Origin of the sequence: Algicola sagamiensis DSM 14643, from assembly GCF_000374485.1 — a bacterium.
Classification (GTDB): Bacteria; Pseudomonadota; Gammaproteobacteria; order Enterobacterales; family Alteromonadaceae; genus Algicola; species Algicola sagamiensis.
Window position 1 is genome coordinate 1 of record NZ_KB894499.1, and the last position, 22,333, is coordinate 22,333.

14 protein-coding genes and 1 other RNA gene are annotated in these 22,333 nt (G+C 42.1%); 9 read left to right on the forward strand and 6 right to left on the reverse strand.

The genetic code is table 11. From position 1 onward, the window contains the following. The 6 genes from C505_RS22365 to C505_RS0113140 form a co-directional block, all read left to right on the forward strand. Positions 1-240, forward strand: a 240-nt coding sequence (locus C505_RS22365) for an integrase core domain-containing protein (RefSeq protein ID WP_018693076.1), incomplete at its 5' end; no start/stop codon positions are given. Positions 241-748: 508 nt separating this feature from the next. Further along, complete coding sequence (locus C505_RS0113120; protein ID WP_018693077.1) at positions 749-5,890, forward strand: fibronectin type III domain-containing protein; 5,142 nt, start codon at positions 749-751, stop codon at positions 5,888-5,890. Positions 5,891-5,945: 55 nt separating this feature from the next. Beyond that, a complete protein-coding gene (locus C505_RS0113125) occupies positions 5,946-12,272 on the forward strand; it encodes a toxin TcdB middle/N-terminal domain-containing protein (RefSeq protein ID WP_083938345.1) in 6,327 nt (2,108 codons plus the stop codon). Between the two features lie 8 nt (positions 12,273-12,280). Beyond that, entirely contained in the window at positions 12,281-12,907 is a 627-nt protein-coding gene (locus tag C505_RS0113130) for a hypothetical protein (RefSeq protein WP_157369030.1), read from the forward strand. 192 nt (positions 12,908-13,099) lie between these two features. Continuing rightward, positions 13,100-13,291, forward strand: coding sequence for a type II toxin-antitoxin system RelE/ParE family toxin (locus C505_RS0113135; RefSeq protein ID WP_018693080.1), 192 nt, complete (start codon positions 13,100-13,102; stop codon positions 13,289-13,291). After that, positions 13,284-13,589, forward strand: a complete 306-nt coding sequence (locus C505_RS0113140) for a helix-turn-helix domain-containing protein (protein WP_018693081.1) — start codon at positions 13,284-13,286, stop codon at positions 13,587-13,589. The genes C505_RS0113135 and C505_RS0113140 overlap by 8 nt, the downstream gene beginning before the upstream one ends. Before the next feature lie 67 nt (positions 13,590-13,656). Here the strand turns inward: C505_RS0113140 and C505_RS0113145 are convergent, their stop codons facing one another. Then, positions 13,657-13,956 (reverse strand): helix-turn-helix domain-containing protein, encoded by a 300-nt coding sequence (locus C505_RS0113145; RefSeq protein ID WP_018693082.1) that lies wholly within the window; start codon positions 13,954-13,956, stop codon positions 13,657-13,659. Further along, positions 13,949-14,326 carry a type II toxin-antitoxin system RelE/ParE family toxin gene (locus C505_RS0113150; RefSeq protein ID WP_026317948.1) on the reverse strand — a complete coding sequence of 126 codons (378 nt, stop codon included), beginning with the start codon at positions 14,324-14,326 and terminating at the stop codon, positions 13,949-13,951. The genes C505_RS0113145 and C505_RS0113150 overlap by 8 nt, the downstream gene beginning before the upstream one ends. Positions 14,327-14,571: 245 nt before the next feature. On the opposite strand from C505_RS0113150, the gene C505_RS0113155 reads away from it, so the two are divergent. After that, entirely contained in the window at positions 14,572-15,309 is a 738-nt protein-coding gene (locus C505_RS0113155; protein ID WP_018693084.1) for a VWA domain-containing protein, read from the forward strand. Positions 15,310-15,571: 262 nt separating this feature from the next. After that, complete coding sequence (locus tag C505_RS0113160) at positions 15,572-17,788, forward strand: hypothetical protein (RefSeq protein ID WP_018693085.1); 2,217 nt, start codon at positions 15,572-15,574, stop codon at positions 17,786-17,788. A gap of 78 nt (positions 17,789-17,866) precedes the next feature. Here C505_RS0113160 and C505_RS0113165 read toward each other — a convergent pair whose 3' ends face one another. From C505_RS0113165 to C505_RS0113175, 4 genes are all read right to left on the reverse strand, one after another. After that, positions 17,867-19,033: a hypothetical protein gene (locus tag C505_RS0113165; protein ID WP_018693086.1), complete on the reverse strand. Its 1,167-nt coding sequence runs from the start codon at positions 19,031-19,033 to the stop codon at positions 17,867-17,869. 231 nt (positions 19,034-19,264) lie between these two features. Next, positions 19,265-19,361, reverse strand: an RNA gene (ffs, locus tag C505_RS24080) — signal recognition particle sRNA small type. Between the two features lie 68 nt (positions 19,362-19,429). Next, complete coding sequence (locus C505_RS0113170) at positions 19,430-20,014, reverse strand: 1-acyl-sn-glycerol-3-phosphate acyltransferase (protein ID WP_018693087.1); 585 nt, start codon at positions 20,012-20,014, stop codon at positions 19,430-19,432. Beyond that, positions 20,011-20,874, reverse strand: coding sequence for a DUF3014 domain-containing protein (locus C505_RS0113175; RefSeq protein ID WP_018693088.1), 864 nt, complete (start codon positions 20,872-20,874; stop codon positions 20,011-20,013). Before C505_RS0113175 ends, C505_RS0113170 begins: the two co-directional genes overlap by 4 nt. Positions 20,875-21,051: 177 nt before the next feature. On the opposite strand from C505_RS0113175, the gene C505_RS0113180 reads away from it, so the two are divergent. Next, the gene (locus tag C505_RS0113180) at positions 21,052-22,182 is read left to right on the forward strand and encodes a patatin-like phospholipase family protein (protein WP_018693089.1); all 1,131 of its coding nucleotides are present in this window, start codon (positions 21,052-21,054) and stop codon (positions 22,180-22,182) included. Positions 22,183-22,333 lie beyond the last annotated feature (151 nt).

Genomic DNA, 22,333 nt, shown 5'->3' on the forward strand with positions numbered 1-22,333 from the left:
AATTGGACGAAGAAACACAAAATCACATTGATGTACATCCAGCCAGGTAAGCCAACTCAAAATGCTTATGTGGAGCGATTTAATCGAACAGTGCGACATGAATGGCTTGATATGCATGCATTTGAATCAGTGGAAGAAGCCCAACAACAGGCAACTGAATGGTTGTGGAATTACAACAATGAACGGCCCCACTCGGCCATTGGAGGCATTCCTCCAAGACAGTTAATGAACGTAGCTTAGGAATTTCTACGAATAACTGCTGCTAGAAATGGGGGGATTACAAAACCAAAACAAGAGAATCAAGTTAATTACTTTTCTCTATAAAAAAATAATAATGCTAAATAACTATTTAATATTGCGAAAAGCCAATTAAATGCTAGAATTCACGCCCGATTTGCTTATAACTTATAAAAGAGATAAGCGCTCTAAAAAACAACAAATATTAACTGAATGAGCTTTACTTCTTTGAGTCGTATATGAAGTCTGTCGTACTTAGCCAAATAATCTTTCACTTAAATACCTTACTTTCTCCTCAAAAGAGGAGCCTTTACAACCTTTCTATATCATTTTCCACCAACGGTTATAGATATTTTTTCAGTAGAGCCTTTCTACTCTGAGTATTCAATACTGACTTCAATGAATACTAAGCACTTAAATAAAAAAGAAAAAATCAATAATTTTTAATTTCATAAGTGTTTCTCTGCATTTATGAGTTTTTACTTAACGGAATAACTAACAAAAGGTAAATATGAAAATAAAAACTATCGGTTTAACTGCCTTGGCAACCTTTAGTTCGCTTGCCTCTGCATCGAATAAAAGTTGGATTGATAATTTCGCCACACAATTAGCCACAACTTTTGCTCAATCGGAAAATTCCCATCAGGGAATAAAACTGATCGAAGTGTATGAACACCATGGGAGTGGTGACACTAGAGTTCTCTTTCCAAAAGATGGCTTCTCTAGTCAAAAGTGGTCAGGAGTGCCACTTGGCTTAAATGATAAGATAACCAGTGTTTATATTCCCAAGGGTGTCAAGTTATCTCTAGGCAAACATGGGCCTCAAATCAAGGGTTCTTGGGTTCTTGCACTTTTTGGTGACGGCAGTAGAGTAAGCCTTGATCAGTCCTTTAAAGATAGAATGACTTTTGAAGTTTTTAAAAATAGGGAAGAGCAAGATAAAAATACATCCGTAGAATTTGACCGACTTTTTCCACCAAAAACATTTAATGATATAGCAAGTGCTTGGAAAGCTGATTATTCCGGTATCGAAGCCTATGGCGATCAAAAAGTTTACTGGGAAATCATCAAAAATCCTTATTCAGCCACAACTTTATATTACGATCCCAATAATAGTTCAAATAAATATTGTGTAGAAAAATATAAACGTTGCCTCAAATATTCAGGCAAGAAGTATTTTGATGCTGCGACCAAAAATCCAAATAAGAGCATGGATTATAAAATAAGATGGAAATTAAGTGGTATGCCACAAATTCCAACAGGTCGCCCTGTCAGAGCAGATGATAATGAATTTTTTAACCGCTCATTTACGATCAAGCGAAGTAACGAACAACCAAATTATCATATTGATTATTACTTCTTCCAGCGCCGCGATAATGGTGGAGCTTGGAAAACAAGTCGGTTTAATTCTACATCACAAACACAGGATCTCCCGGAAGGAACCTACGATTATCGGATAAAAAATTGCCGATTTTCGACAAATAATTGTGGTTCATATGGTCCTATTCGCACTGTCAAAGTCTATAGAGCACCTATACAACCAACCCAAATCACGGTCAATGAACCAGACGAACTTGGCAATATTCAAGTTTCTTGGGCGAAAACTGAACGTGCGGCTACCTATGAAGTTGAACGCCAAGTCAATGGCGGTGATTGGTCAAGGGTCTATAAAGGCAGTGAGTTAACCAAGAAATTTGCAACGATTGAAAATAACTCAAAGCTCAAATTTAGAGTAAGAGCTTGCCACCAACACAATAACGCTGGTTGTTCAGAGTTCAAGGAATTTGCAAAACCAATTTCGGTTTCTTTTATTCCCAATACTCCACGCCACTTGAATGCAACCCCAGATCAGGTGAAGTTAAACAAGGATAGCAAAGCCACGGTCAAGTTAACTTGGGCTCCTGTTGAAAATGCAGCGTATTACCTGATGACTGAACTACAGGGTAGAAAGCAGAAACAACGAGTGAGTCAACAATCAACAGAGCTTACCGTTGAGATCAATGGACCTGGTCAGCATCAATATAAAATTGAAGCCTGTAATGCCAAAAATAAGTGTTCCGCTCAATCATCGCCTGTAACTGTTCAAGCAAGAGTTCAGCTTGGTCATCCAGATTCACCAAAACCGATTGTCAAAGCCTTACATTTCCTCGATGCTGAAGAAACAGCAAAAGATGTGGTTTTAACCTGGAAAAAAGTCCCGCATGCGACACGTTATACAGTTGTTCTGACAAAAGATAACGTCACAACAAAAACACCATTAGGCAATGTCACAACACATACTCTGACGCTCAGCGAAGGGAAATATGAAGTGAGCTTGGTCGGTTGTAATACAGATTATTGTTCTAATACGAATAAAAGCTCCCCGCCTGTTATAGCAGAAATATATGTTCGTAAAGACTTAACAAAACTTGTCAGACAAGCACTCTACTTTGATCAAGCAGATCAAAGCGTGTCTGCCGAAGAACATAATCCATCTTTGCATATATATTCCCCATACAAAGCAGCATTTCGATATAAACACTTAATGTATCGTTGGGATCCTTCCAAAAAGACGATCGTCAATGCTTATGCTCAAGGAAGCACGTCATTAGACTTTACGTCGCTGTATCATTTACCACTGCAAGTCAAAAGTACTGGCGACTGTAACCTAGAGGGTAATTATGCCCAAAGTGAGGAGTGTCTGACTTATCATGCTCTGGATATGATTCAAAGAAATCTGACACCATATCAAGACGGCAAAACGGATTGGCATGAGCTCTTAATCGACTTGTTCTATGATCGTGCTGTCGCGAAAGTCATTTTAGGTAACAAAAAGATCGACGAAGCACGTATCAGCCGATTCCGTGAAGAGTCGATCGAAATGGAAAGAGAATTGATTAGTGAGGCTTCAGCTATATACAAGGAAGCACTCAGCCAATATTGGAAGCTCTTCTCAGATGATAATTATCGAAAGATCTTAGTCGATCTTACACCTACACGAGGCTTAATTTCTCCGAAGTATTATGATGAGGATAACTACAGTGAGATGCTTGGCAGTGATGAAGCTCTTTTTGAAGGGTGGAAGGACCTCACGTTACTCTATCAACTGATGGCACAGACCGCAGAGTCCCATGTTAAGCTCGCGAAACTCAATGTAACTCAAGGTCAAGTGAGTCAATCTTTACATGGTGTTTCAGCCCATCAATTAGAAACACTATTGGAAACACTTGGCCGCCATCATGATTGTGCTGTCGGTACAGAGCCACTATCACCAGAAGCACCACGTGATCTTCAATACTGGCAAAGCCTAGTCCCTAAAGAGGGTCAGAAAGATGAAGATGGCAATCTAATCGTCACTGATACATCAAAATTCAAACAATACATCAATGGATGGTGGAAGGCCCCGCAAGGACTTTCATCAAGTTGTCCAAAATCTCAAGTCGCTTTCCCGAATACGAACCTTATGCGAGTGAAAGGACACACGGGGTTACCTGAAGCCCTCACGCGTTTCATGAAAGCCCGCCGACAGCTCAAAGATGCGATTGCTTGGATGAAAGGTGACATCAATATTCTTGGATTACCTGAAGATGCGCAGTTTATTATTTATCCTGATCGACAGGATAGTAGAGAAAATCTTGACAGTTATGTGGTTTTATCCGAGAAAGCCGAAGAGCAACTGAACTATGCAATTGATAGCTTTAAAATCGCAGCATACACTTATGATAACTATAAGTTATACCAGGATAAGTTTTATCAAAGCGTAGATATTTATCAAAATGAGCTATCAAAGCTCCTTGGGGTTCAATATCATGAAACTTGTCTAGACACATCTATCGCAGGTGACTGTTTTGAAAGTGCCGATATGACTGGCAGCGATATTGGGCTTCAACAAATGAATATCATCCATGCCAATCAGAAGCTGCAAGAATTTGTACAACAGATCAATAGTGTAAAGTCTGGCATCGAAATCGAAATTAGAAGGCGCGCTCAAGTCGCAGAAATTGACGATCATCAAAACTACGTTCGTCTGGATTATGGTCAAAAGCAGATGGATATAACTCGTCAGATGACCAAGATCCAAGTAGAGGCAGCAGAAAGAAGAAAGAAAGCGAATAAAATCACAGGTGCGATTACAACTGCAACTCGCATTGTTGCCGCAGTTTACACAGGTGGTGCATCTGAAGCTGCCTATCAAGCAGCAAGAGGAGCAGCAGCGGGTGTTGAAGGAGCTGCAAACACATTAACTTCTTCCATGATGGCCAATTCCGATATTCGTGCAATCCGTGAGATGGGCGCATTAAAAGAGTTAAGCCAACAATTAGCCCTTGAAGAACAAGCTCAATTGGTCGCTGGCAATGGTGAAAAACTGGATATTGAAAGTGAAGCAAAGATCAAACATGAGTGGTTACGCATGAATACCCTCCTGTTACAGCTTGGTCAAGCCGAGCTTCAAATCTATCAAGAAACAGAGCGCCTGATCGGTATGTACCGCCGTGCAAACTATCTGATCTCTCACCTAACTAGCTCAACAAGCCCACTTGCGAAGCGTTATTATGCAGATCCGATCCACACCCGCAACCTTCATAAAGATTTTCTCAGCGCAGAGAAAGACTTTGAGCATGCACAAAAGTGGGTTTATTTTGCGAAGAAATCTCTAGAGTACAGACAACTCGACGCAATTAACCTAGAGCAGGATCTATTCCAGATCCGAACGGCGAAAGATCTGAGAAGATTCTTTATTGATTTGAAAAATACAGAGAACAACTCCAAGATCCCTGAATCTATCTCTTCAACTATCTCTATCAAGGAAAATGTCCTAGGACTGTTTGACTACCCGCCTACATTAATCGACGAAGATTACCTGACGGAATATGAAACCGGAGAGGATGAAGCAGAGCCACAATTGTATATGGCGACCCCTAATGGTGTTGCTCCTTACTATGATGAAGGAAATGAAGGTGATGGGTCAGCCCCTGAAGCGTTAGAGGCAAGTGAAGCGTTCAAGCACGTGATGAAAAAGTATATTCGTGTGAAAGGAAGAGGCCGCAGAGCGCAAGTCTGGTTGGAAATTCCGTTCAGCACAACTAACCTCCAAGGGATGGACACGTTCTTCGAAGGTCCATTGGCTTACAAGTTAGACGAGGATAAACCTTCTTCGATACTTTGTGTGAGTGATGGTGACGAAGGTATTTATGGTGACAGAATTAATAAAGTAGCAGTCAACCTTTTATACACAGATACAACCATCAAAGATCAGACAACAGTGAAGCTCTCTTACGGCGGTAACAGTTATTTAAGGAGCCGTGAGTTAGGGCAAGTTCGTGTGGATCATCAAGGACGTCCGTATACAACATCAGATGAGATCATGGCGTATCCAAGCCTATTTTGGCGTCAAGATAACAATGGTGGTTTTTATCCATCACGAAATATTCATACGCAATTTATCGGGAAAATATTGAATGAAGACAGTAATGTCCCTAAAGATAACTTTGCGTACACCGAGCAGTTCTTTGACCGACCAGTTGCTGCAACCGATTGGAAACTGTCAGTACTTATCCAAAAAGGGCGGGCCAAGTACTTCAAGCTAGATGATCTAGAAGATATCAACGTCGTTATCCAACATAACTATTTTAACCGCGAAAAAGCGAACGGCTACGATAGCCTTTGCTACTAATCCTTAACCTCAAGTGGTGGCTCCTGCCACCACTTTTCAATTTCCAAATTTCCTTATGAAAAAAACAAATTTTCTCATTTCGAGTATAGCGACATGCTGGCTGTCTTCGATGGTCTATGCTTCTGACTATACTGCACTTCGACCCACGGTATTAAATTTACCAACGGGTCCTGGAAGCGTTACTGGGCTTGGCGAATCGTTTACTCCAGAGCTCAACACGGGAACAAGTAGTTACCACGTTCCTCTTATTTTGCCGCAAGGACGGGCAGGATTAACCCCCGGCTTATCTATCAACTACAACAGTGGTTTTGGCTCAAGTTTGCTTGGCCTCAGCTTCAAGCTGTCGATACCCTATATCCAACGACAAACGGATAAAGGACTCCCCAATTATTCTGAGTATCCACAAGGCGATGGTCTTGATAACGACTTCAATGGTGACGTTGATGAATACAGTGAACTGGATACATTCGTCGACCAAGATGGTAACGAGTTGGTTCAAACAACTGCGACGACTTTCCGAAAGAAGTTTGAGGGTAGTTTTGAGACATACCATCGATTATCAACGGGTTGGAAAGTTGTCAAACCCAATGGCATTCAATTCTACTTTGGTATCTCGAATCAATCCCAGGTTATCAATCATGATCAAGCCTTCCGTTGGCACTTGGAAAAAATCCAAGATCGTCATGGGAACCAAATCCATTACACATATACCAGAGACGAAGACTCCGCACAGGTTTACCCTGCCCAAATCTCCTATAACAAGGATATGTCGGTCTCTTTTGAGTATGAAGACCGAACAGATATTCTCACAGATTATCGACCTGGCTTTGAAGTCAAAACAACCAAGCGTATTGCTCACATTCGCACGCATTTAGCCGATAAAGTGTTGCGTGATTATCAATTCAGCTACCAACCGACAGATCAATGGCACCCCCACTCCATGCTCTCATCTATCACAGAGCGATCAGGAGATGGTCAATTATCTCGTCCACCATTAGCATTTACCTACACATCAGCAACACCAGAATCTTTTGAGAAAAAGCAGTTGCCTGAGCTAAAAAATATCAAGTTTGGCCTAAACGGGACGGACTTTATTGATATGAACCAAGATGGCTTAGCAGATGTTTTGAACTCTTCTAAATCATGGTCATATTACTGGATCAACCTTGGGCCTGATGAGCATGGACTTCCGCAATATGCTGAAAAGAAAAGGATGGACACCAAAGTTGGTGATTTAGTTACGGCGTCAAATACTCACTGGGTTGATATTGATGGCGACGGCCGTACAGAGATGGTCCAGGAGTACTCTCGGAAAATCAAGACATATGAATTAGAAGATAACCATTGGAAGCCCGCTCCGGATTTAAAACGAGCAGCAGTCAGTATTGGTGGCTCAGCTTCTCGATTCATGGACGTGAATAACGACAAGCGGATCGATGCATTCTTTAGCGCTTATGGGAAGTATTACGTCTCTTTAAATCTAGAGAACGGCTGGAGCAAGCGGATCCAACTCGATGTCCGTGACGAACGCATGCGCCGCATGAGTCTTGGAAAAAACACAACCAAGCTCGCAGATATGAATGGTGATGGCCTCGTCGATGTGATTTCTGCTGCCGGTAAAAAAGTCCGCTACTTCCCAAATATGGGGATGAATGGTTTTGGGAAAAAAGTCGAGTACGAAAACTACTTTCCTCAAATGAAGAATGGACGTTATGCGACGTTCACTGATATCAATGGTGATGGCCGAGCAGATATGCTGCTCAAACACTCGAACCATGTTACGGTCTGGATTAATTTAGGGCTGGACACTTCCAGTCATAATAAGGCGCACTTTAGTGACCCAATTAAGTTAGAACGTGCTCGCGGAAAAATATCGAGCGTTCGATTCATGGATATGAACGGAAATGGCTCAACCGATATTTTTTGGTATGACTTATATCGTGGTGTTTCGTTTATTGATTTCTATCCAAAAGAGCAACCATTCCAACTCAAAACCATCAATAACGGCCTTGGCCAAACCATTCGTCTCAATTACGAAACCTTAGCCCGTGAGATGAAACGGGATGAAGCGGATGGAAAACCTTGGGATTCTGGTGTTCCCATCGGGATGCAGGTCCTTAAGTCTTTCTCTTATGAAGACGCCATTACAGGACAGTCACAAACCACCACCATTGACTATCACAATGGTTATTATCATGGCGAAGACAAAGCATTCCGCGGTTTTGCTGCTTCTGAGCAAACAGAACTCGGTGACGCCAGCCAACCGACCTTGCTGACAGCTTTTCAATACTTTGTTGGGCGTGATGAAGAAGTCCTCAAAGGCAAAACAAAATCCGTCGAGACCAAGGACGCAAAAGGACAAATCTTCTGGAAAGAAACCAACACTTGGACCGTCAAAACCCTTGTTGAAGGTTACGAAGACGAATCCCGAGACGTGAAGTTTGCTGCACTCATGGGCAAAGAGCGTCTCATTACTGAGCAAGGCCGTGGTACTCCTGTGACGCTCGCTTGGGATTATGACTACGACAAATTCGGCAACCTCATTTACACCCACGAGCATGGCAGAAAATCTGGCCAGTGGCAGGACGAGCGGATCACCCGAGTGCGTTATTCTGCATCCTATCCAGCAGGTCAAGACAACTGGCTTTTGCATTTACCAGTTGAAAAAACCGTTGCTGATGGCTTAGGCAAAATCCACTTGAAACAACAGTGGTTTTATGATGACGAAAGCTTTAGTGGGACGAATTTAGGTGAGCTAAGCGAAGGCCTTCTCACAGCCAGTAAAGTCTGGACTTTCCCAGAAGATGACAACAGTGCAATTTTCGCTGAGCGTCATCGTTATGATACGCATGGAAATGTCATTGCCAACTTTGGTCCGCTTTGGGGCAAACAGCCGGGTCACGCCGTTCATATTACTTATGATGACCAATATCAAACCTTCCCAGTTAAAGAGTCGATTGAAACGGGCAAAACAACACTGACTGCCCAGGCCACTTATGATGTTGGTTTAGGCGTTATTCAACACTTTACTGACTTTAATGGCCATCAAACGACCTTCGGTTATGATGGTTTGGCACGCTTAACCTCGATTGTCAGACCGGGAGATACCGCGCAAGCACCAACGGTCACCTATGCCTACCATTTGGCAACAGAAGAAAACGGAAAAGCAGTCAATTGGATTGAAACGCAGCAGCGTGAAACCAAAGGTGGTGGCACACTCGATAGTCGCACCTATTTTGATGGCGCAGGCCAAGCCCTCATGTCTCAAACTGAGGGGGAAAAAGAAGGCCAAGTCGTAGTCTCTGGCTACCAACAGCGAAATGCCAGAGGGCAAGTTGTTCAAACCTATCATCCATTCTTTGCACAAGGATTTGGGTTTGAGAAGACGCCATCCTCTGTTTTTCAACATATGACCTATGATGCGTTGGGCCGTGTACAAAAAACAACACACCCTGATGGTACGTTTGCACAAATCACCCATGAGCCATTGGTGCAACTTCTTGAAGATGAAGCACAAACTGACCCAAGCTCCGCACGTGGTGGCGCCCAAAAACGCTTAACCTTTGATGGATTATTGGATGATAAAGGACAAGGCCGTCTGCGTCACGTCGACGAAATCGTTGCCGTTGACCAAAATGGTGAAATCGGCATGGTAACCGAATGGCGCACAGCCTATGAGTATGATGTGCTGGGTCACTTCACACGCTTAACGGATGCACAGCAGAACGTACGCACGATGCAGTACGATGCACTGGGCCGTAATTACTTCTACAACGATCCGAATCGCGGCAAAGTCTACCGTCATTATGATGAAGCGAATAATTTGGTTGCCCAGCGTGACGCCCGTGGCAAAGTCATTTACTTTGATTACGATGGTGTCAATCGTGTCACTGCAAAATACTGGGCAGAAGAAAAAACTGATGATACGACAATTAACAACCATATCTGGACGCCGAAATTCAGCAAAGGCACACCTGTTGTTAGCTATCAATATGACCAAGGCGAAGCTGGCCGAAACCTGCTCGGTCAAATTGCGCGTATTGAGGATCAAGTTGGCTTTGAAGCCTTTGGGTTTGATACCCGCGGTCGCCAAGTCTTGCAAGAGCGTCATATCCAAGGCCCTGACATTGCTGCCAAAACCTATGCAACACATCTAAGCTATGATGCCGCGGACCGCCTCACAAATTATCAATATCCTGATGGCACCTCACTCAGCTATGTCTACAATCTGCGTGGGTTGCTCAGCCATATTCCAGGTGTTGTGGATTCACTGACATACTCCCCTGCTGGAACTCTTGATACGCGAACATTAGCAAATGGTATTACAACCCAGTATCGTTATGACAACCGTCTGCGCTTGTCTGGCTTACAATCAACACGTGGTAAAGACGGCCTAACCATCCAAGACCTCAGCTATGCCTATGACCCGGTATCGAATATCGAGGCCATCAACGATAACCGCAGCAAGGTCGCACTCACTGCAATCGGCAAAGAGCTTGGTCTGAAAGGCAGCCAATCCAATCAACTCAAGCAGAGTTTTCGTTATCAATATGATGACTTGTATCGTTTGATTGAAGCGAAGGGATTAAACACCTATCAGTTCCGATATGACCCGATTGGCAATATGCTGGCAAAAACGGTCAACAACCCACTGACAGGCACTCAGCAGCAACTGCTTCGTTATGGTAATTCCGCAGATCATACCAACCAAGGTAGTTGGCACCGCCAAGGCCGTGAAGGGGAAGACTCGGCAGGTCCACATGCCCTGACCTATGCTGGACATGCATTATCCTATGACCCAAGTGGAAACCGCCTCACTGACGATGACCAACTTTATACTTGGGACCATGACCAGCGTCTTGCTCGTGTCGATAGCGCCCAAGGAAAAACAGAGTTTGGCTATGACGCCCGTCACCAACGCCGTTATAAAATCAATACACCAAAAACAGGGATGCCATCTCAGGTCGTCTATATCAATGATTTAGTCGAACTGCGTGATGGCACACTGTATAAATATGTCACCTTTGGCAATGATAAGATCGCCCGCTCCGGTCAATCCGGTGGCGCTTTCCAGCCCACAGCGTTATATCTGAATCAACACTTAGGCTCTACAGCCCTCACAACCAATGCACAAGGAGAAGTCCTCAACGCCTTTACCTACTCCCCATTTGGTGAGTTAGATAAAGAATTTGGACAAACTGGCCTTGCGCCGTATCAGTTTACTGGCAAAGAAACGGATAAAGAGACAGGCCTCGGCTATTTCTCCCACCGTTACCTCAACCATAAACAAGGCCAATTCCTGACCCCAGACCCGGTATTTGCATTGCCGGAGCGATTTACGGATCCACAGCAATGGACGCCTTATGCGTATGCGAGGAATAATCCGGTTAGATATATTGACCCTACAGGGCAGTATAACGAAGAGCGGATGTTAAAACGCTCAAGAGCATTACAGAGAGTCACATTTGATCTTGTTGAAATAGCAGCAAAGAAAGCAAAGATAAAACTTCCAAAAGGACTGGCTGACTATTTAAAAACACAAAAGCTATTAAGGGAAGTGAATGATGCCATTGAAAGAGGAGATTTAAAGGCAGTACGTAGAATTGTAGATGCTTATAATAAAGATAAAGTATCAAAAAGTTCTAAACAGACAAACAGCCCTACATTCTGTTTCCAAAAAGGTACTTTGGTTGATACACCATTAGGAACCATAGCCATTGAAGAACTCAAGGCTGGTGATCAAGTTTTTGCATTCGATATTGATAATGGGAAAAAAGTCATTGAAGAAGTTGTTCAAACTCATAGAGGAAGAACAAAAACATGGATAAAAATTGATATAGGAAATGATGAACTCATTGCAACTCCTGAACATCCTTTTTGGGATTCCCTACATAATCATTGGGTAAAAGCTGAAGACATTACTCCTAGTACAATTTTACTTCTAAAAGGAGCCCAAAAAGTACCAGTTAAGGGTGTTGAAAAAGTTACTCTTATTCAATATGAAGAAACCTACAACATAACAGTTTCGAAGCAGCACAACTACTTTGTTGGTAACTCAGGTGTTCTGACTCATAATCAAAAGCAAACACCAACACAGCTTCCTGATAAAGTTATTTATAATAAAAATGGTATTAGGATTTGGCATAATTTCGGGAATGTAAACCCATCGCCAGGAACCAGAGTTGAGCATGCACCAATCCACTTTCACTCTTCATACAAAGGAAAAGAGTATAAGTCTTTTGCTAGTGGAGCAGCACTAAGAGATTCCAAAGGTCTACCTAAAGAAATACAGAAAGCCTTCTCGGAAAATCGTTCCAAATTTAGGAGTATAGAAAAACGTATTGGAAAATGGTACAGGTCATTACCAAAGTCATGTGGATGAACTCGAATATGATGATTCAAATTAATACAAAAGAATTTACAAAAGAACTAGATTCAATAATTAGCCTTCTTAACAAAGCCAAGCAACTTAACGATAGGAATTTAATGATCGAGGAGTGCCTCAGATACAAAAAGCAAGCTCTAGAAAAAGGGGAAATTGATGAAAGCCAACTTTTAGATTTTTCCAGTGAGATTATTGATAATGCAATACCTCAAATAGATAATGTGGATAATGCAAAACTATGCCTCTCACTTAGTCGTTTGCACTGTGGCCTTCGAGATCTATTTGAGTCAAAAGGAATAGAGCGTCAGTTAATTGTAATTGCTGGACAAAACCCTCTTTATTTCAACGATACTAACAGAATTTTGATCGATGACTATGTCTTCAGCTACTACTATTGGAAGCTTTTAGACGTACTAAATAACGGTGGTATAGACGAATTGATTACTATGTGCCTCAAATCAGATTTTTTAATTAGTAACAGAGGACGGACGTTTACTGAATCAATCATGATTAACTTAGTCAAAAACAAGATCAATCATGAAAGCAGTATTCTAGTAAAAATACAAAAAGCTTTTACACATTATGAAAAACTATCAAGCGAGATAAATAATATACTTGAGCAAATGAAATAATTTGTATTTGTGCAGACAAGATCTAAATAATCACAATGAGGCATTGAGAGCAAACTCTTTGCCTCAGGTGACATAGTCATATAATTTGCAAACATTTTACGAATTGAATGGTGCCTTTGCTAAGTCGTCCATTAAGATCATCCATATTTACAATATATATCACCAAGTACTATATTTTAAGAAGTTTCTGGAATGGATTCTAAGCATGGCTGTTTATTAAACACACGTGATACATTTTTGATCTACGGTTTTGCTAAAAATATGCGTCAGAATATTCTTCCAAATGAGCTTGTCGCGCTAAAAGCTTATGCGAATGAGCTACTTGATTTAGACAGTAACGCCATTCAACGGATGATCTCGTCAGGTATGAAAAAGCATGGATAAATCAATTTTGGAAGTGGTTCATGAGTCCGTTCAAGATATGCATGATGTTGGTGTTGTGGATACCGTGACGATGCGCCAATTCGATAAGCTTTGCTTACCAAAAACACCTGCATTGGATGCCAATGAGATCAAAGCAATTCGAGTCAGTACAAAAGCCAGTCAAAGTGTCTTTGCTGCATACCTAAACACAAGCTTATCGACTATACAAAAGTGGGAGCAAGGCATTAAGAAGCCAAACGGTCCTTCGCTCAAATTATTACATTTGGTGAAACAACATGGTCTTCAAATCCTGAAGTAGTTATTCAGCCCTGAAGCTAAGGTTCGTGTAATAGCCCCTTAAGAAAAGAATAACCTAGCTCATCCCCCTAAAAAACCGAAAACCCATGCTTTTGGATTACATTCAGCAATCGCAAAGCTGCTCCAGAAGGCTTGGTTTCTCCCCTTTCCCATTTTTGAATGCTCTCTGGTGACATATTCATATATTTTGCGAGGACTGCTTGGCTGATGTTGAGCTTCAAACGGAGTGCTTTTACTTCATCGCTAGACATTGCAGTGATTTGGCTCATGTGTGCTTGGTCGAATTCTCGGAGCGTCACTTTGGGGATGAGGTTTTCATCACATAATGTACTGAGATCTTCTCTTAAAGATTTGATTATTTCACTCATCGTTTACCTCGATTAATGCCTGAGAATGGATCGAAACTTCATCTAAATTTATCGAGAGCAGAATTGACGCGACTTGTCTTAATGCTTTTAACTCTGCAATCCTAATTTCCTTCCTTGACTTGGTTACTGAGCTTTTCGCGTAACCATACATAAAAATAAGCCTATCTTGGGCACGGAATGCAATTAAGCTGCGGTAACTTGCTCTTTTTCCTTGGCCTATTCGTCCAATTCGTTTTTTGAATAAACCACGGCCTAAATTGCTGTCAATCAATCCAGCTTCCATTTCCTTAGCAATAATCAGCAGTAGTTCATCTGAAATTTTTTCCTTTTTCGTAAATTGATGAAACATTTTTGTCTTGAATATTCGCATCCATGCAGACCATTCTTTTACTAAATTATAGTCATTTTTACCATAGTTTTAATTGACTGGCGACAACATTATTTGCACTGATTAGGGTTAAAATAAATATTAATCGTACCGATTTATTTACACCAACCCCCCTCAATAAATAAAACACACTTGATTGGTACCTAATTTGGGTATAGAGTCTTTCCCACTGTGTGATTTCCACACAGTTCAAGGTAGTCAATTGATATCTATAGGGAGATTGGATCATGAAAAAAACACTTCTTGCACTTGCCATTTCAGCATGCTCATTTTCTACTTTTGCGGCCGACTCTTACGGGGTTCTGGTTATGGATCAAAGTGGATCAATGGCGACGAAACGGCTGGATGGTCAATCACGATGTGCGTATTCCAGACATCAGGCGATTGGGAAAATCTCGAAGTTTTTTATTCAATTAAATGGTCAACAAATTGATATTCGTACGTTTAACTCCGGTGGGCAACTCACATCATTGACGGGTGGCTTTACTGGGAGTTTTGTTGAAGCTATGAATGCTGTGAATAATCTAGCCCCTGAGGGTTGCACGGGTTCCACGGCACTGGCGGAAGCTATGTGTGTTGCCGCAGATGATTTACGGGCGAACTTCACCAATGAGGCGAATAACGGCGCACGATTACGCGTTTTTGGTTCTACCGACGGGGAAGAGAATGACAGTCCTGTTGCTCATTGTGGTGGCGGCAACTGGCAGGATAAAGTCACAGATAAGTATTTGACTGAATTACCGCCTATTGAGTTTAATGCGACCATCTTTACCAGTACGGTCAGTATTGCTGGGCTCAATAATGAGGTTGCCTATACAGATATTGGTCGTCATACGGCCTATGAAGTCTTCGGGACCGAAAGTATTCCCACTTTTGAATTCTTAAAACAGCTTGCAGCGCAAACAGGTGGTACTGTCCAAGTTATTGCGGATAACGATCCTGACGATGATGACGGAGACTGGTGATCCGACATATGAAATGAGATACAGGTTCAGCCATTAGCTGGACCTTTTTGATATCAACTCTCCCTTTGAATACCCTTTACTCATAAAAATTCCAAACAAAAGATTGATATATTTAAAAAATATACAACTTTCATTCAGCTATCGTTCAGTTTAAAAGTGCTAGATTGAAAACAAAAAACAAAATAACCATTCAATTAATTCGAAAATGGAATTAATTGTACCTATCTAGTAGTCGTTTTTTCCAATAACAAAATGGTATTTCATGAAAAACAACAAAACACACCTTTCCGCTTTAATCGGCATGGTTCTAATGACCAGCACATCAGTCAAGGCCAATGACAATCCATTACCACAGGAAGAATTTGAGAATTGGCTAGAGCAGCAGCAAACTGAGCTCATGGATGAGCGGATTGAATTTGTCAGAAAAGAAATTCTTTTTCAGCTCACTGAGGAAGAAAAAGCAAGATACCCTGACAATATCTTTAACGTCAATCAAGATCCAAAACTCACAGGACCAAGCGCTTGGGATACTGAAAAATTTGTCAGTCACCTACAAAAGTCTGATTGTGAGGAAAATTGCCAAGTCGTGTCTCTCAAACAAGATCCACTCAAACAGATCGACCATCTACTTGAGTTAAAAATTTACACAGCCAATCAAGAGAATGTAGATATTAACCCTTATGCAATTCTTGAGAAGCATCGAAAACGTTGGCAAGAGATTATCGCGGAAGGTGCAACGACATCACAACTCCTATTCCAAGAAAATGATGTTGATCAGCAATTAGAATCTATCGTCACACAAGTCCTTACGACAATTTCTGATCTCAATGAAACGCAAAAAGTAAAACTATTGACCCAACTTTCTGGCTATCAAACCTACACACCAGATCACCTCAGCCAAACCGCAAGAAAATGGTACGATGAATTCGATATCAACCGTGGTGGATATCGTGATGATCAACCAAGAGGTCCGATTTTAATCGGTGATGACATCCCAATGGTCCTTGCATTTATGGGTTATGTTATGGGACGTTATGAAGATGCATTTGGTGAAGCGGCAGCAAAGACATTTTACAACGAAAATGGCAGTAATGGCGCAAAGCTGCTTGCTGCAACCATGGAACTGTATGATAAATTTGAAGCCGCCTACCAAGTCCAGTTTGATCCAAGTTCTGATCTACTCGTCTCTTTACCAACTCACCTCGATTTCGCCCAATCCATTGGGATAGAAGTTCTCGACTACCGAGGTAAAAATACCCGTAAGATTTTTAACCTCTATCGACCAACACACATCACAACTGATTGTGAAAAAGATACCAGCTATGTTGCGGGTAAAACCATTCGAGCACTCTCTGATACCTGTGTCCAGCCCCGTTTTGAAACAGATCAAAGCTCACTGGCTGGTGCCCTTTCAGAAAGACGTGCAGAGTTTTTTGCCAGAAAGCCAGAAGTGCCAGAGTGGCAAAAGCTACTCAACTTTGCTTTTACTGTATCCGAGTTTGCTGCAATCGGAAGCGCATTTAAAGGTGCATTAAGAGGTGCTTTCGTCAGACCGCGATTTAGCAGTGGATTAAGGCTGACTAGGGTCCGTGCCATTGGTGCAGCGCCTTTTCGAAAACTGTCCAGGACTAAGGTCAACACTGTTTCCAAAAGTAAGCTTCCACTTCGGACTTACCAAGCCAATTATCGAAACCTGCCCGCCAACATCAAAATCTCAAAAACGGTGAATGGTAAACAGACCATGATCACCAAGACAACAGATGGCAAAGTGCAAGTGTATCAGCAAACTTGGCGCAATCGTTATGTTCGTTTTAGTGATCAGAAATTTGATGGGCACTTTATCAAAAAGCCAAATGGGTCTTTTGAGAGAAATGGTGCGCTCAGTGGTGGGAACCGCAAAAATATCAAACCACAAACGGAGCAAAACTATAAGCAAAAAGCAACACGACTTGAACAAGCTGATGGTGGACATAGCATTGCACGCCATGGCCCAGACGTATCCAATAAACAACTCAAACAGCGGATCAAAAAAGGCCAAACACCGGATCGTCGCTTTTCTCCAAACGATGATGCTACGAAGTTCAGCAGTCACAAAGATTGGGTGCAAACACGTCAAGTTGCCTTTGATCGTGTTCAATCGCGTCACGGTGTAAATTTTGGTGAGAGCTATAATCAAGCCCCTCGTGTGATCCCAGATCAACCGTATCAGGTTTATGTGGTTCACCGTCATTCTATTGGGAAAGGCTTCCAAGGATATGGTAATCGAAGTCTCCAACGTTCTACCAAAAAACAAGGCACAAATGGACGCCCGAAAAAAGATCACTTGTTAGAAAAAACGCAATACACAGATGATATCCGAGTTACAAAAACCACGATTGGTTGGGATAGTACACAAGGAAAATGGGTAGTAAAACAACATTACCCATCGTTTAATCTGCCACAAAATCAGACTGAATATATCTTTGTGGAATATTTATAATTGATCCAAAGACTTGATTAGACATAGCCAAAAGTCGTACAGCTTCATTTTATGAGCTGTACGACTTTTCTTTGCTGTTTACAATGTAGATTTATAACGCCTTACCAGAACAAGTAATGGTGCCAACAGAAAGAAAAATGCCCCTTCTTGGTCTTTCTTCTTACTGATTTGTTTACCGTTATTATTTGAGGTAACAGTCTCTCCTTGTTGCTTCTGCCCTAATTGCGAAGCATCTGGACGAAGCTCAGTTCTTTTGATTAAAGAACGGTTCTTACTCGCATCTTCGGCATAAAACTGAAACTCAAGCACATAGTCATAAAAAGAGCGCTTCGATCCTTCAAGCACCGGAAGATAAGCTTCATACGAGAATGTGCCAAGCATGTTGTCCACTTTCACTTCCCCTAATCGAGCGTTATTGTTTTTGATTCCAGTTTTAAAATACGGCCCGTTCACAACATGGAAAGTGATTTTTTCATACTCAGGGTCTTTTGCTGCAAATTTCCCTTCCACTTTGATGTAGTCACCATCCCAGCTGTAAGTAAAGTAAGAGCTTTCCGCGTACGGCGCTTTATTTCCGCCACCAAGACGAAGGGCTGCAACCTCTTGCGACAAGTCGAGATTGAGTGCAAACAGTTGATCCTTGGTTGCAACACCCAACAGGTTTTGCTGACCGGCAGTAAGTGCTGTTTTAGTTTGCTGTATGCCTGCAAAAGAGGTTGAAACCACTTCATAAGCAGCATCAATATAACGCTCCTGACTTGCGCCACATGCAGGTAATGCTGAAAGTTTTTGACCTGCTGCAATACCAAATGGGCTCAAGTCGAAGGTATACACGAGCTTTTCGCTCATTCCTGACAAATCAAAAACCTGACCATCTGCAAGCGCTAATTCAATGTGATTTGTCTGTGTAAAATATCCCAGCGCATAGCCATCTGCACTTTGAACACCAAATGAAAACTGTTTGATCAAATCTTGAGTTGCTCCATCCAAGACAGAAATATTCTGCTGGCCAATCACAACGAGTTCTAGTTGTTCATCACCATGCACATCCACTTGCTCAATACCAACAATCATTTCGGGCAAAACCCATGGCGAATGAACCACTTTTAATTTTAGCTGGGCTGGCGTCTCAGAGTGAACGGTATCTTGTTGAATACCACAATGTTCATGAGGTGCAGCATAAGCTGCTGTCATTGTTGATCCGAGAAGTACTGTAGAAATTGTCTTTGGAGATAGCTTTAACATCAAAACACCTTTATTGGCTAACCACTTTCACTTGGAAAAATTCTACAGAGATAAAAATGAACAAAAAATGAACAACCTCGTGTTTTAAGAAATCTTTTCGATTAATTTACACATGAATACAAAATATTTAAACGCGAAATCACTAGGCTTCGATGGAAGTTAGAAAAACGAAAATAGATCAGATTCGTACTCGTCATACGAGAGAAAGGAGATTTGAGATTTGGGTGGCGACTCCACCAGCCACATCCCGGCACACGAGTCGCTTGCTGCGGCTGCTCCCTTCCGGGCCTGACCGGGTTCACAAGGTATCGTTGCGAGAGGACCAATGGAGTCACCATTGTGTTTGCCCGAATGATTCTACGGATACTCAGCGAGGAATCAAGCAAAACTTTTAAATCAGGTGTTGTTTGGATACTTTGCAGTCACTTGAGAGAACCAAGACTGGATTTTTTTCAATTCCACCTCAGGTTCCTCACAAATTTCATACAAAGGTCCCAGTTGGACTTCTTTCTCTTTATAATCCAGACCGGCCAACATGACAGGCACATTTGCTTTGGAGGCAATAGAAATAAACCCGGTTTTCCAACGAAACGCTTTTTTGCGGGTTCCTTCTGGTGCAAGCGCCAAGATCATTTGCTCTCGTGTTGCAAATTGCTCTGCGAGTTGATCCACAACACCATGATGTGCTGAACGCTCAACAGCAATGCCACCCAACCACTCCAATATCCGCTTAAATGGGCCAATAAAAATGGTGTGCTTGCCCAAAAAGTTTAATTGAATCCCCATCGCTAGCATACTCGCCACGCAAACCACAAAGTCCCAATTTGATGTATGGGGTGCAACAGCAATGATTAATTTAGAACGATTAGGGATCACGCCCGTGATTTTCCAACCGAGTAATGATAAAACTGTATGCCCTAACCAACGACTAAATGCATTACCCCGAGTCGGAATTTGATCACCCTCAAGATATTCATTCATACGAATTTCACCAAGTGCTTCCGATAAGCCAATAAAATAGACTGTAGTTTTAAGATATTCTCTGGCCCCATCCGGTAGAGTAATTTCTCTAACTCTGTTGCGTTCTCCAAAGCTTCATCGACATATTGATACATCACTTTAGGTCGATGCACCTCAACCTCAGCACCAATTGGTTTCACAGCAAGTACTCTATCTATAGCCTCAATCAAAGTCTGGGTGAACGACTTATCCGGATACCCGAGTTCCAAATACACATCTTCAACGAGTGGATAATACTGACGATAAAGGAGGACCATGTTTTCAGGATCGATTGAGGATAAGATCGACAGATAAATATCAAATCGTCGATAACTTTGGGCGCCCATCCATGTTTCGCCATCCGACTGCTGAACTCGAAACTTCAGTTGAGGGGCATGGAATGGTGAGAAGCGTCGTTCAACTTGGCCATAAGATAGGTTATCTACAAAAATGACGAAATTTTGAATCAACTCTCTATCGACTAAAAGCTCCATCAAAGATTGATGGAGAGAAATATCCGAAAGAGCTTGTCTAACAAAAGGATCACTATCTTCGAGTGACGGTGGAACAAAATCATGGATCTCGATATTTGGGTTTACTGCATAGCGATTTTTTTCTGATATTGAAGAAAGCGATTGTTCTCCCTCTTCCGAAGGATAAACGTCTGATGGTTTTGGTGCGTGCTCCTGCCCAAAAGACGGTAGTTCTAACTTTAAGTCACGGAATAAATCCGCGCCTTGATTTTCCATCGCCATAAACTTCAATACTGCAACGACAATCACAGCTGTTGATATCACAACTCCCATGAAGTACAGCGCAAAACTGGTGCCCTTTTCCTGCATCGTGACCCCATATCACTTCTATGTTCACCCGACATGTTCATCTGAACTTCAGGTTTATCCATACTTTATTATGGTAATTTCATCTTCTTGAATCAATTATGCGTCTTGTAGTTTGGTATTGCTAATGTTTTATTATAGATTTATCTGTAAGTCTCTTAAAAAACTCTAATTTCAGCTTTGACGATCCGGGATAAATCTACAGCATTACTTCTGACTGGTGGCGGCGCGCGAGCAGCCTATCAGGTCGGAGTATTAAAAGCGATGACAACACTCTTTCCGAGAACGCGCTACCTGCCATTTAAAATAATCTGTGGCACGTCGGCGGGTGCAATTAATGCGACCGCCTTAAGCTGCTATGCATCATGCTTTCATTTGGGCGTGAAAAAGCTCGAGTGGGTCTGGAAGAACTTTCGCACCCACCAAGTCTATCATTGCTCGATACCGGGTGCGTTCGGTCATTTGATCCGTGGCTTTATCAGCAATATGCAAAGCGATATGGCAACAACCCGACCGCATAGCCTATTCAATAATGCGCCATTACGGATCCTGCTCAATCAATTGGTTGAATTGGAACGGATTGACGTAAATATTCATAAAGGCTACCTCGACTCCATTGCTGTCACAGCTTCATGTTACGACACGCGGGATTCGATTACTTTCTTCCAAAGTGAATTGCGAGATGAATGGGAACGATCGAGGCGTCTTGGGAAGCATACTCGATTAACCATTGAGCACCTCATGGCATCCGCTGCGATCCCGATGGTATTTCCAAGTGTTAAAGTGGGGCAAGATTATTTCGGTGATGGCAGTGTCCACCAAGTTGCACCTTCCAGTCCCGCAATCCATCTTGGTGCAGAGCGAATTCTTATTATCGGCGTTTCGCCACCGCCTGTTGAGCGGGAAAAAGTAAAACACCGCCATCCATCCATGGCAGATATCTCCGGTCACTTATTAGATACAATTTTTGCAGATACACTCGATTCCGACCTTGAGCGGGTGGAACGGATCAATGATACGTTGAATATCCTCACTGAGAAGCAAAAGGAAAAAACAATTCTCAGGCCAATAGAAACCCTTTGTATCAACCCTAAAATTGATATCGACATGGTGGCAGATGAATATTATGAGTATTTGCCAACCGCTGTTCGTTGGCTACTTTCCTCCATTGGGGTAAAAAAAGGGGCAGGTTCCAGCCTCGTCAGCTACTTGCTGTTCGAAAAAGAATACACACGCAAGCTCATCGAAATTGGCTATCAGGAAGGCATAGAGCACCTTGATGAAATCAGAGAGTTCCTCAAAGATAGTTAAGTTGCATCACCATCTGTGCATGTGACGATTGATACAATCAATCCACATCACACAACATTCATTGTTGAAAAATTTTCTCCCACCTGAAACTTACACTGAACACCTGTTGCAACGATCACCACCTCCACAGGAGGTGGTTTAATATTGACAA